Here is a 12,867-nt window from a genome sequence, read left to right as displayed (position 1 = left end):
CCCCCTATTCGCTCGAGCCGGAATCGGTCGTCTCGGACGTGTCGGAACCGTCATCCGAGCTCTCGTCCTTCGTCTTGGTCGCAGCATCGCGCGACGTTCCCTGCGGCGTGCTATTAGCGGTGCTCACGTCCTCATCCGAGGCCGACTGTTCGTCGGTCAGCGAGGTGATGACCAGCACTTCCTCGTTGTTCTCGGCCGTCGTCTGGGCGCGCACCACAATGGTGTAGTACACGTCGTTTGCCGATTTCTCAACCGACGAGACGGTGCCGAGCGGTAGACCCTTGGGGAACACACCGCCAATGCCCGAGGTCACGATGATGTCGCCAACCTTAACATCGGAGTCGACGCTCACGTACTCAAGACGCAGCGTGCCGTCAGCCTGACCCTGCAGCATACCCTGGGCGCGCGTGTCCTGCACCATGGCGGATACGCCGGAGTTCTCGTCGCCAATCAGGCGCACGGTAGAGGTCTTGGCCGATACCTCGATAATCTGGCCGATAACACCGGCAGAACTCGTCACGGGCATGTTGATGGTAAGGCCGTCGGCAGAGCCCTTGTCGATGGTAACGGTCGAGGTCCAGGCATCGCCGGAGGCACCAACGATACGAGCAGCGGTCGATTTGAGGTTATAGGTCGACTGCAGGCCGACCAGCCCCTCCAGACGCTCGGCGGTCTTTTGAGCCTCGGAGAGCTCAGCAACCTTAGAGGTCAGTTCCTCGTTTTGCTTCTTAAGCTCGTCAAGCGTGTCCTGCGACGCCGTAAGGTTAGAGAACACGTTACCGATCGCATTGAAGGGAGCCGCCACAGCCGAGCCCACAAAGCGCACCGGCGAGGTAATCGTCGTCACGCCCGAGCGCACGGCATGAATCGGTCCTGCCTCGCCCTCGCGGATGTAAAACGTGAGCAGCAACACCGAAATCAGGCTGAAAACAATCAACGGGCGCATACCCGTTGATTGTCGCTTGGTATTCAGATTTGTGGAGAAACCCGAAGATCGTGCCAAATGGAATCCACCTTTTGGAAATTAAGCATTGGTCTGGACGAAGCCGCCATCAAACGCATTGGCCTCGAGCACGCGGGCACAGCCGTTAACGACGTTATCGAGCGCCGTGGGGCTGACGTTGACCGAAACACCGGTCTCATCGCGCAGGCGCACGTCGAGACCGCGCAGCAGCGCGCCGCCACCGGTCAGCAAAATGCCGTAGTACATAAGGTCCGAGGCAAGATCGGGAGGCGTAGCGTCGAGTGCGTCCTTGACGGCCTTGGCCATCTCGTCGAGCGGCTTGTTGAGCGCGCGACGAATCTCCTCGCTCTCGATGCGCACGGTCTTGGGCAGACCGGTGATCACGTCGCGGCCGTTGACCTCGACGTCGAGCTCATCCTTGAGCGGCACGGCGGAACCGACCTTGATCTTGATGTCCTCTGCCGTACGCTCGCCGATGGCCAGGTTGTAGGCATCACGAACGTGCGTGAGGATGGCCTGATCGAACTCGTCGCCGGCAATACGGATGGACTGCGAGACGACGATGCCGCCCATAGCGATAACGGCAACCTCGGTGGTACCGCCACCGATGTCGATGACCATGGAGCCGGTGGGTTCCTCGACGGGCAGGTCGGCGCCGATAGCGGCGGCCATAGGCTCTTCGATCAGATAGGCCTGGCGGGCACCGGCCTGGATCGTGGCCTCAAAGACAGCGCGCTTCTCGACCGACGTGACACCGGAGGGAACGCAGACGACAACACGCGGACGCGGAGTCCACGGATAGCGCTTCTCGGACGCCTTATCGATAAAGTAGCGAAGCATGGCCTCGGTAACATCGAAGTCGGCGATGACGCCGTCCTTCAGGGGACGAACGGCCACGATGTTGCCGGGCGTACGGCCGAGCATGCGCTTTGCCTCGATACCGACCGCCAGGATGCGCTCGTCGTTTTTGTCGATGGCGACAACGGAGGGCTCGCGAATGACGATGCCCTTGCCGCGCACGGAGACAAGCGTATTTGCGGTGCCGAGGTCGATGGCAAGATCGCCCGCATAGCTACCGAAGAACATATCCATCAAAGAAAACAACGCAACTCCTGATGTGTTGGATGATTGCTGGAAAACTACTAGCTCATCATACTAGCGCAAGCCCGGCACCTCACTTGCGGTGAAGCGCCGGGCAAAGCTAAATCCCATAAGGTCACTACTGGTTGTCAGCAGCCGAGAAATCCATATCGAGCGAAGAAACGGCCCAGCCGATATGATTGTCGGAGCGCACGAATTTGACGGTGTACTCCTGCTCGCCGCCCTTGGACAGCGATGCCTTCACCTTAGCGGTCGTCTCGGTCATGGACTGATCCATGCCCTCGACGGACACGGTGGCACCCTGCGGAATCGAGGAGATGATCATCGACTTAGCGTCCTCGGACAGGCTCGAGGCCAGGCAAGACTCGGCCTTTGCGGTGTCACCGTCACCGGCAGCCTGGAACAGATCGGTAACGACAGACTCCTGAGACGGGAAGCCAAAGCCGCGCGTGTAGGCAAAGCCCAGACCGCCCGCGGCGATCAAAATGAGCAGAAGCAGCACGATGAAGACTTTGAGGCCCGTGTGGCGATGGCGGCGACGGACCTTGGCCTGCTTACGATCCTGACGGTCCTGCTGGACCATCTCGGACTCGGACAGCGTAAAGAAGCCGGTGTCCGAGGGATCGGGCATAAACTGACCGGTCGCGCCCGTAGGATCGAGCGGATCGACGGCAGGAGCGTCCATCGCGGGCGCCGGAGCCGTGGCCATAGCCGTCTGGGCAGACAGCGCAGCAAGCGAATCCTGCACGCGGGCAAGCTCATCGGCCTGCTCGGAGGTGAGCTGGTAGATGCCATCGGCAGTAGCGGCGTTAAAGGCGTCGAGTGCGTCGGAGGGACGGCCGGCGGCAGAAAGCGCCTGACCCATGCCGGCGTTGAGTGCACGCGTGTCGTCGCGGGGGCCGGCAAAGTCGATAGCCGTGCGGTAGGTCTCCACGGCATCCGCCGGACGGCCGAGCTTAATGAAGCAACGACCGAGCTCGCCGAGTGCGGCGGCAGGAGCCGGATTGGCGCCGTCGATGGCAGCCTGACGGAAGGCGGTTCCCGCGTTGGCATAGTCGCCCGACTGGAACAGCGCATTGCCTAGGCCCAGATAGGCCTTGAACGGCGTGGCATAGGAAGCATCCTGCGTAGCGGCAGAAAACGCCTGAGCGGCCGTCGTGTAGTCGCCCACGGCGGCGAGCGCCTTGCCGCGGTTGGTGAGCAGCGCGCCGCGCTTGCCGTAGGTACCGTCGTTGAGGGCGGCGGCATAGGCCTCGGCGGCCTCGGCATACATGCCCAGGTGCATCAAGGCGTTGCCACGAAGGTGATCGGCCTCGCCCATAATCTCATCGGGAGTCTTTGCCGCCCCAAGCATCTGGGCTGCAGCAGAAAAATCACCCGCGCGGTAAGCGGCGCGGCCCTGTTGGATCAGCTGGCTATTCAAGGAAGTCCCCTTTACTCGTGAACGATCTCGACATGGACGATCTCGTCGCCGGCACGCAGCTGCGAAATCACATCGAGACCCTCGACCGTGGTACCAAAGACGGTGTAACCGGAATCGAGGTTATGCTGGGCACCCAGGCAGAAGTAGAACTGCGAACCCGCGGAATCGGGGTCCATGGAGCGTGCCATGGCAAGGGCGCCATCGACATGGCTGTTGCGCGGATTGGTGGCAAACTCGCCCTTGATGCAGTAGCCGGGGCCACCGGTACCGGGCATACCGTCGGGGCCCTCAAGACCGGCAGCGACGTCGGCGCCGGACATGTCGCGGGTATTGGGGTCGCCGCCCTGGATAACAAAACCGGGCACATAGCGATGGAACTTAAGGCCATCATAGAAGCCCATCGTGGAAAGCTCGCAGAAGTTCGCGACATGAATGGGAGCGCCCTCGCCGTCAAACTTGACCTTGATGGTACCCTTCGACGTCTCGATTACGGCGCACTCGTCGCCGACAAGCTGATACTCGGGCGTGTAGAGCTCTTTCTTAAAACCAAACATGTGGTTCCTTCCTCGTGCGTTTAAAGCATATTTGTACGAATTGTAGCAATAAGCACGGGTTTACATCAATTGCGCACGTAGGTTATGCCGACTATGGCGAACTAATTTTAGGAACGCTGCTGCGGCTTCCAGGAACCCACATTGGCATCGTACTGGTTCAGCGCGCTGTTGCCGCCCTGCGCGATGGGCGCCAGGATCTCGCTTTGGTGGGAACTCATCGACTCGCCATCGGGAATGGCCAGCGAGATATCCCAGCTCTGGCAGATCACGTCGACGCGCTCATACATCCACTCGGCAAGCTGCTTTAAGTGGGCGATGTCATCCGCATAGACCGTATCGTCCTGTACTTTCAGGTTGTTGAGCTCATCTTGCGTCTTTTTGATCTGGTCGCGCAGGGCGTAGGCACTCTGCGACAGCTCCTGACGGGTGGACAGCGGCGTTCGGAGATAACCGTTGTTAAAGGAATCGATGACCTCGCCGATCTGGTCCTCGTCAGCGTAGGACACGATGGTCTGATACAGACCGTCGAGCCTGGTATAGAGCTGATCATCGGTGAGCACGGTTTCTTCCTGGACCACCTCGGCAGAATCGCCCTGCTTGGTATCGTCCTCAGTCGCCTCGCCCTTTTGACGCGTGGGGAAGGTGGTTTGTGCAGCTTGGCCAAACTGGTCGTAGAAGCCAGGCATAACACCCATGGGGTCGGTCGTCACGAACCAATAGGCACCACCGCACACGACGGCAAGGACCGCGATGATAATGAGCGGCTTGGGGATATGACGCTTGTGCTTGTGATAGGCGTCCTCGTCGGGATGCACCTTGCGCTTGGGTTTTTGAGCATCGTCATGCAGGGAAACGGGCGTGGGAATATCGACCTTGGGGATACCGAAATCCTTATCGAAAGCTGGCAGCACGCAGGTCTCATTGGGGTCGGCGGCGTCCGAAAGCACCGCAGCGGCAGAGGCCGGCGCATGCGGCACCTCGGTATCGATCTGCTCTTGCGTTAGGCGCGGAAAGCCCGCCGTGCGGCCCGCTGCCAGGTCGGATGCGGCCGCGTCCTCGGAGAGGATACCCGGAGCGGGGCGTCCGCATTTGGGGCACGTGCGATCATGCGGAGAAAGACGGGCACCGCAGCCCTCACAGAACACGAACTCGGTGTGCTCCGGACCATCGCCCGGACCCACATAGGCGTTGCAGTAGGGGCAGAACGAGGCGCCGTCCTCGATAGTCTTAAGGCAATGCGGGCAGATCACGGCATCCTCTTTTCGAAGCAATTCAAATAATCGAGGTTAGAGCATAACATCGCCACGGCCCTACAGGAGCAAGGCACCAATTCAACATCGCCAGGGCGCGTAGCTACTTCTTCTTTTTGCTCGGCATCGAGACTTTGATGCCTTGGGCGGACTTGGTTACGCGAGAGCGCTTGGCTCCGCTACCCTTCTTTTTCTTGGGCTGGGCCTGGGCCACGCCCTCGAGTGCGCGGGCCTCGGCCTCGCGAGCGGTGCGATCTTCGCGGCGCTGCGCCATGTCGGCGGCGACGCGCTTGGCAAAACGCTCCGCCGTCGAACCCGTCGAGCTCACCTTGCCGCCACCGCGACCCAGGCGGACGCGCACACCGCGTCCAAAACCAGTTGCGGCATGACGACGACGCGGCTTGAGCGAATCCATCATCGTGGCGAGCTTAAAGAACACCGAGCAGGTAAAGACCACGATGACAGCCAAGATAACCATCTGGCCCATCGACAGGTTGGCAATAGACAGCAGCTCCGGGAATCCGATAACGCCCACCAAGATGCCAGCGACTACAAACACAAAGAGCACCACGCGCAAGGGCGTGAGAGGCTGCGAGATGCGCCAGATCAGGCTGACGCTCGCCGCGCACGACGTAAGCAGGCACATCGTAGACAGCGTGAGCTGGCTAAAGCCAAACACGCGCGCCACAAAGATATCGAGCGCCGCAGCCAAAATGACCGCAATCGACGCCGGCAGTGCCCGCTTGAGCACGTTGGTCAAAAACGCACCCTTCACGCGAGCATTGTTGGGCTCCAGGCCCAACACAAAGCCCGGCGCGCCGATGCAGAAGAAGTTGATGAGCGTCATCTGAATCGGCTCGAAAGGGTACGGCGGCAGCGCGATGCACAGCGCCGCCAGGCCCATCGAGAACAGCGTCTTGGTCAAGAACAGCGAAGCCGAACGCTGCAGGTTGTTGATGGAGCGACGGCCTTCGGCCACCACGGCGGGCATCGAGGCAAAGTCGTTGTCGACGAGCACGATCTCGGCCACGTTGCGCGCGGCATCGGAGCCGGCCGCCATGGCGACGGAGCAGTCGGCCTCCTTGAGCGCCAACACGTCGTTGACGCCGTCGCCCGTCATGGCCACGGTGTGCTCGCGGCGCTTGAGCGCCTGCACGAGCTCGCGCTTCTGCTGCGGGGTCACACGACCAAAGACATGGTAGCGGTCCACTGCGGCATCGAGCTTGGCCGGCGTATCGAGCGTCGTGGCGTCCACATAAGCGTCCGCCCCCGGCACGCCCACCACGCGCGCGATCGACGACACCGTACGCGGGTCGTCGCCACTGATCACGTTGAGGGTCACGCCCTGCTCGTTAAAGTAGCCGATGGTCTCGGCCGCCGAGGTACGAATCTCGTCGCGGATGGTCACAAAGCCCACGGGCTCGGCCTCGCCCGCCATATCGCCATCGGGCGTAAAGCCGTCCACGCGCGCCACCACGAGCACGCGGCAGGTATCGGCAAGCTCGGCGACACGGTTCTCGACCTGGGCAAACGCACGATCAGAGAGCACAAACTGCGCCGCACCCATCACATAGGAGCCCTGCGCAAACGACGCGCCGCTCCACTTTTTGGAGGACGAGAACGGAATGACCGACAGCGGCTCAGACACCTCGACCGGGCGATCGGCGTAATAGTTGAGCAGCGCCTGGCAGGTCTCGTTGGCATCGGCCGAAGTCGCACGCGCCACGTTAGCCAGCGCAAAATCGAGCACCGTGGTATCGACGGGAACGGCGGCGTCGCCCTCCCCCGCACCCATACCCTCGACCGGCAGCGGATACGTGCCCTCGACCTCCATGCGACCCGACGTGATGGTGCCCGTCTTGTCCAGGCACAGCACGTCGACGCGCGCGAGCGTCTCGATGCAGTAGAGCTGCTGCGCCAGCACCTTGCGGCGGGCCAGGCGCACCGTGGCGATGGCGAGCACCGACGAGGTCAGCAGCACCAGGCCTTGCGGGATCATGCCCAGCAGGGCGCCCACTGTGGACAGCAGCGCCGACGAAGGCACATGGCCAGCCAACAGCTCGGAGAAGCACCACGAAAGCGCGCTATCGCCTGGGGTTCCCGCGGCATCCCACAGCTCGCTCACACTCGAGGCAAACAACGCCAAACCGAGCGGGATCATGATGATGCTCGCAAAGCGCACGATGGCGTTAAGCGCGTTCATGATCTCGGAATTGACCTTTTTGACGTACTTGGCCTCGTTATTAATTTTGGCCACGTAGTTGTCGGCGCCGACATGGATCACGCGGGCGCGCAGCAGGCCTGAGTCGATAAAACTGCCGCTCATGAGCTCGGAACCGGGCTGTTTCTTAATAAGGTCGCTCTCGCCCGTCAGCAGGCTCTCGTTCACGAGCGCCTCGCCCGAAACCACCACGGCGTCAGCGGGAATCTGGTCGCCACGCCCCAGGCGGATGATATCGTCGAGCACGATCTGGTCCAGGTCGAGCTCCACCTCGGCGCCGTCGCGCACCGCAATGGCCTTCTTGGAGGTCAGCAGCGTGAGCTTATCGACCATCTTCTTGGAACGCATGGACTGGATGACGCCAATAGCGGTATTGAGGAACACCACGAACAGGAACGTCAGATTCTTAAACGAACCGGTCAAAATGACCAGGAACGCCAAGATCACGTTGATCAAATTGAACAGCGTGCAGAGGTTCTCGATGATGAGCTCTTTGACCGACTTGGTCTTGAGCTCCATGTTGCGGTTGATCTTACCGGCGGCGATGCGCTCCTCGACCTCGGCGGTCGAGAGTCCACGCTCGATATCCGTTGCTGCCATACCACGTCCCATCACGTCGCGTCGGTATAAGAAAAACCGCCCGGACCATGCGAGGTTCGGACGGTCTTACGTTCGATGGTGCCCCATGTTGGATTCGAACCAACGGCCTTCTGCTCCGGAGGCAGACGCTCTAATCCCCTGAGCTAATAGGGCCAACGTATGGCATTATACCCAAGTGCACCACGGGCTATCAAAATAAAAGAAAAAGCTTTGCAATTCCGAGGAAGACGCGGCGCAACGGCCCACTTTAGAAGGCAAAAGCGAGTCAGATAGTATAAACTCTCATGCACCATATATACACGGCTCGCGATGCGGGCCGTTTTTGCAAAAGTTATCCATCGAGGTGAGAGGCACACCATGATTGCAATTTTAAAGCAGAGCGCCAGCGACGAGGCCGTCAGCCATATCGTCAGCTGGATTGAGAAAAAGGGCCTGAAGACCGATGTCTCGCGCGGCGAGAATGAGACGATCATCGGCCTGGTGGGCGATACGACCAAGATCGACCCGTTCCTGCTCGAGTCCATGGATGTCGTCGAGCGCGTGCAGCGCGTCTCCGAGCCGTTCAAGCGCGCCAACCGCAAGTTCCACCCCGAGGACTCCGTCATCGACTGCGGCCACGGCGTCAAGATCGGCGGCGATCAGTTCCAGGTCATCGCTGGCCCGTGCTCCGTCGAGGGCGAGAACCTCATCCGCATCGCCCGCCGCGTGAAGGCCGCCGGTGCCACGATGCTGCGCGGCGGCGCCTACAAGCCCCGCACTTCCCCGTACGCCTACCAGGGCATGGGCCCTGCCGGCCTGGACCTGCTGTGCGAGGCGTCTGCCGAGCTCGACATGCCGATCGTCACCGAAATCATGGACCCGCGCGACGTGCAGGTCTTCCTGGACAAGAAAATCGACGTCATGCAGATCGGCGCCCGCAACGCCCAGAACTTCCCTCTGCTCAAAGAGGTCGGCAAGACCAAGACTCCGATCTTGCTTAAGCGCGGCATGTCCGGCACGATCGATGAGCTGCTCATGGCCGCCGAGTACATCATGAGCGAGGGCAACGACAACGTCATCCTGTGCGAGCGCGGCATCCGCACCTTCGAGACCCGTACTCGCAACACCTTCGACCTCAACGCCGTGCCGGTGCTGCACCACCTGTCGCACCTGCCCGTCGTCGCCGACCCCAGCCACGCCACCGGCTACACCCGCTACGTTGAGCCCATGGCGCTTGCCGCGACCGCCTGCGGCGCCAACGGCCTGGAGATCGAGGTCCACGACGAGCCGAGCCGCGCCTGGTCCGACGGCGCCCAGGCCCTCACCCCCGATCAGTTCGACGACACCATGCGCCGCATCCGAGCCATCCGCGAGGTCGTCTGCCAAGAGACCATGGAGTAGCCCATGGGTACAGTGAGAAACGCGCGCGTTAACCAGGGCGGCCCCAAGTGTGCCGGTATCGTCGGCCTTGGCCTCATCGGCGGCAGCTTTGCCCGCGGCTATGCGCAGGCGGGCGTCCGCGTGCTGGCCTGGGATACCGATGACGATGTCATGACGGCCGCCAGCATGGGCACCGTTGCCGGTGAGCTCAACGACGAGACGCTCGGCGAATGCGACATCATCGTCCTGGCTTGCTACCCCGAAGCCTGCATCGAGTGGCTAGAGGCGCACGCCCAGGCACTCGCCGACGCCACCGATACCGAGGCCATCATGGGCCCCGTGGTGATCGACACGGTGGGCGTCAAGGGTATCGTGTGCGAGCGCGCCTTTGAGCTTGCCCGCGAGCACGGCTTTTACTTTGTGGGTGCGCACCCCATGGCGGGCACGCAGTACTCGGGCTATGCGCACTCCCGCGCCGACCTGTTCCAGGGCGCCCCGCTCGTGCTCGTACCGCCCGCGGTGGACGATGCGCTCAAGCTGGAGCTTTTGGGCCAGGTGCGCGAGATGGTGCGCCCCTTGGGCTTTGGCAAGTTCAGCGTGACCAGCGCTACCGAGCACGACCGCGTCATCGCCTTTACAAGCCAGCTTGCGCACGTGGTATCCAACGCCTACGTTAAAAGCCCGACCGCTCAGGTTCACCACGGTTTTTCGGCCGGCAGCTACCGCGACCTCACCCGCGTGGCGCACCTCAATCCGCAGATGTGGTCCGAGCTCATGATCGACGACGCCGATGCGCTCGCCTTCGAGATCGACCATCTGATTGAATCGCTCGGCGCCTACAGCCGCGCCCTTAAGGAACGCGACCAGCGCTATCTGGAGAATCTCCTTGCCGAGGGCGATCGCATCAAGCGCGCACTCGACGACGAGGCCTCCCACTAGACAACCCATCACGCCAGGTCGAAAGGACCGAAGCTTATGGCGATTACCATCGATATCGACACTGCACGCCCCTATCAGGTGCATGTTGGCACGTTTTTGCTGGAGCAGGCGGGGCCGCTCGTGCGCGCCACCGCCGGCGGCACCAAGGCCGTCATCGTGACGGACACCAACGTGGGCCCGCTCTACCAGATGCCCGTTAAGCAGAGCCTGGAGGCGTCAGGCTACGAGGTGAGCATCTGCACCTTCGAGGCCGGCGAGGCCCATAAGCGCGCCGAGGCCTACGTTGCCATTTTGGAGTTTGTGGCCGAGCACGAGCTTTCGCGCTCCGACGTGATCGTGGCACTCGGCGGCGGCGTCGTGGGCGACGTGGCGGGCTTTGTGGCCGCCACCTACATGCGCGGCTGCAAGTTTGTGCAGGTCCCCACGAGCCTGCTCGCCATGGTTGATTCGTCGGTGGGCGGAAAGACGGCCATCGACCTCGCTGCCGGCAAGAACCTGGCCGGCGCCTTTTGGCAGCCGAGTGTGGTTATCGCCGACGTGGGGTGCCTGGCCACCCTCACGCCCGAGCAGTTCGCCGACGGCTGCGGCGAGGTCGTCAAGCACGCCGTAATCGCCGACCCGGAGCTTTTCGCCGAGCTGGAGAAGACCCCGCTCACGCTGGAGCTGCTCAACCAGGACGTGGCTCGCGTGGCGCTTATCATTGCCCGCAATATCGACATCAAGCGCGCCGTGGTCGTCGCCGACGAGCGCGAAACCAACCAGCGCAAGCTCCTCAACTTTGGACACAGCGCCGGACACGCCGTCGAGGCCTGCGAGCACTTTGAGCTGGGACACGGCAACTGCGTGTCGATCGGCATGGGCATCATCACGCGCGCCGCGGCCCTGCACGGCGTCTGCGATGCCGCACTGCCCGGTCGTATTGAGGAACTCTGCGCCCGTCATGGCCTCACGACCCGCTGTGACCTAGATGCCGATACCGTCTTTGCCGAGGCGCTCCACGACAAGAAGCGCGCGGGCGACACCATCGACCTGGTGATTCCGCACGGCATTGGCCGCTGCAGCATCGACCGCACACCGCTTTCCACTTTCCACGAACTCATTGCCGAGGGCCTCGGCCAGAAGGGAGACGCATCCGCATGCTAGCCCGCATCACCCCGTCCCCGCTCAAGGGCACCGTTCCCGCCATCGCGTCCAAGTCGATGGCGCATCGCCTGATCATCTGCGCTGCGCTTGCCAACGGCGAGACGCACGTCACCTGCAACACCACCTGCGCCGACATCGAGGCCACGGTGCGCTGCCTTACGGCACTGGGTGCTCGCATCGAGACCGTCGAGGACGGCTTCCAGGTCCACCCCACCATGAAGAGTGTTGAGTTTGGCCTGCTCAAGGCCCTTGCCGGCGGCACGCTTGACTGCGGTGAAAGCGGCTCCACGCTCCGCTTTATGTTGCCCGTCGCCTGCGCGCTGGGCGCAGAAGCAACTTTTGTGGGTCAGGGACGCTTGGGCGCCCGCCCACTCTCCCCGCTCTCGGACGAGATCATCGCCGCCGGCTGCGACCTGCAGGGTCTGGGCGGTTTTCCGCTCAAGACGAGCGGACGCATGCGCCCGGGCACTTTTGTGCTTCCGGGCAACGTGAGCTCGCAGTATATCTCCGGCCTGCTGCTGGCAGCCCCGCTGCTGGCCCAGCCCTCCTGCGTGCAGGTATGCGGCCTTATCGAGAGCCGCCCCTACATCAACCTGACGATACAGGCCATGAAGGCCTTTGGCGTCGAGGTCAACGTCGAGCGCATTCCGGCCAAGGACGACCAGCCCGAGGTCACGAACTTCCGCGTGAGCAGCGGCTCGTACCGCACGCCCGGCAGCGTAGCCGTCGAGGGCGACTGGTCCAACGCCGCCTTTTGGCTGTGCGCCGGTGCCATCGGCACCGACCCAATCACCGTCGAGGGCGTGTCACTGAGCTCCGCACAGGGCGACCGTAACGTGCTTGCCGCGCTTTCGCGCTTTGGCGCCCGCATCGTGCGCTCCACCAACGCCGCCACCGTGCAGTCCGACAAGCTCGCCGGCTTTGAGATGAGTGCCCACGACATTCCGGACCTGGTGCCCGTCATCTCGGCCGTGGCCTCGCTGGCACAGGGCCGCACCTTTATTCGCGATTGCGCCCGTCTGCGCATCAAGGAATCCGACCGTCTGGTCACCACCACCCGCGAGCTCACCGCGCTGGGCGCGCAGGTGCGCATTGCCGGCGATGGCCTCATCATCAAGGGTGTCGATGCCTTCACCGGCGGCGAGGTCGATTCGCACAACGACCATCGCATCGCCATGATGGCCGCTATCGCCGCGAGCCGCGCCACCGGCGAGGTCGTGATCCACGGCGCCGAGGCCGTCAACAAGTCCTATCCCGATTTCTTCGACCACTACCGCCTGCTGGGCGGCAAGGTCACACTCGAGGAGGAATAG

10 protein-coding genes and 1 tRNA gene are annotated in these 12,867 nt (G+C 62.5%); 4 read left to right on the top strand and 7 right to left on the bottom strand.

Going from position 1 to position 12,867, the window contains the following annotated elements; translation table 11 throughout:
• Positions 1-4 precede the first annotated feature (4 nt).
• The 7 genes from mreC to PMW70_RS07700 all read right to left on the bottom strand — a co-directional run bounded on the left by mreC (position 5) and on the right by PMW70_RS07700 (position 8,266).
• Positions 5-946, bottom strand: a complete 942-nt coding sequence (gene mreC, locus PMW70_RS07730; protein ID WP_117635285.1) for a rod shape-determining protein MreC — start codon at positions 944-946, stop codon at positions 5-7.
• Positions 947-1,024: 78 nt separating this feature from the next.
• A complete protein-coding gene (mreB, locus tag PMW70_RS07725; RefSeq protein ID WP_006236061.1) occupies positions 1,025-2,056 on the bottom strand; it encodes a rod shape-determining protein in 1,032 nt (343 codons plus the stop codon).
• 127 nt (positions 2,057-2,183) lie between these two features.
• Positions 2,184-3,488 (bottom strand): tetratricopeptide repeat protein, encoded by a 1,305-nt coding sequence (locus PMW70_RS07720; protein ID WP_233503136.1) that lies wholly within the window; start codon positions 3,486-3,488, stop codon positions 2,184-2,186.
• A gap of 11 nt (positions 3,489-3,499) precedes the next feature.
• Positions 3,500-4,042, bottom strand: coding sequence for a peptidylprolyl isomerase (locus PMW70_RS07715; RefSeq protein ID WP_055249980.1), 543 nt, complete (start codon positions 4,040-4,042; stop codon positions 3,500-3,502).
• A 107-nt stretch (positions 4,043-4,149) separates the two neighbouring features.
• Positions 4,150-5,292 carry a zinc ribbon domain-containing protein gene (locus PMW70_RS07710; RefSeq protein ID WP_158551271.1) on the bottom strand — a complete coding sequence of 381 codons (1,143 nt, stop codon included), beginning with the start codon at positions 5,290-5,292 and terminating at the stop codon, positions 4,150-4,152.
• Between the two features lie 103 nt (positions 5,293-5,395).
• Positions 5,396-8,113, bottom strand: coding sequence for an HAD-IC family P-type ATPase (locus PMW70_RS07705; RefSeq protein ID WP_271744460.1), 2,718 nt, complete (start codon positions 8,111-8,113; stop codon positions 5,396-5,398).
• Between the two features lie 76 nt (positions 8,114-8,189).
• Positions 8,190-8,266, bottom strand: a tRNA-Arg gene (locus PMW70_RS07700).
• Positions 8,267-8,470: 204 nt separating this feature from the next.
• Between PMW70_RS07700 and aroF the strand changes: the two genes are divergently transcribed.
• From aroF to aroA, 4 genes are read left to right on the top strand one after another with little or no spacing between them, the layout of a single operon-like run.
• On the top strand, positions 8,471-9,493 hold the full coding sequence (gene aroF, locus PMW70_RS07695) for a 3-deoxy-7-phosphoheptulonate synthase (protein ID WP_117629151.1): 1,023 nt from the start codon (positions 8,471-8,473) through the stop codon (positions 9,491-9,493).
• Positions 9,494-9,496: 3 nt separating this feature from the next.
• Positions 9,497-10,411: a prephenate dehydrogenase gene (locus tag PMW70_RS07690; RefSeq protein ID WP_271744458.1), complete on the top strand. Its 915-nt coding sequence runs from the start codon at positions 9,497-9,499 to the stop codon at positions 10,409-10,411.
• Positions 10,412-10,447: 36 nt separating this feature from the next.
• Positions 10,448-11,554 carry a 3-dehydroquinate synthase gene (aroB, locus tag PMW70_RS07685; protein WP_271744456.1) on the top strand — a complete coding sequence of 369 codons (1,107 nt, stop codon included), beginning with the start codon at positions 10,448-10,450 and terminating at the stop codon, positions 11,552-11,554.
• Positions 11,548-12,867 (top strand): 3-phosphoshikimate 1-carboxyvinyltransferase, encoded by a 1,320-nt coding sequence (gene aroA / locus PMW70_RS07680; RefSeq protein ID WP_271744454.1) that lies wholly within the window; start codon positions 11,548-11,550, stop codon positions 12,865-12,867. The genes aroB and aroA overlap by 7 nt, the downstream gene beginning before the upstream one ends.

The organism is Collinsella aerofaciens (assembly GCF_028209625.1).
In the GTDB taxonomy this organism is placed as follows: domain Bacteria; phylum Actinomycetota; class Coriobacteriia; order Coriobacteriales; family Coriobacteriaceae; genus Collinsella; species Collinsella aerofaciens_AM.
The sequence above is the reverse complement of the archived record's forward strand: the minus strand, read 5'-3'. Positions and strand labels throughout refer to the sequence as shown.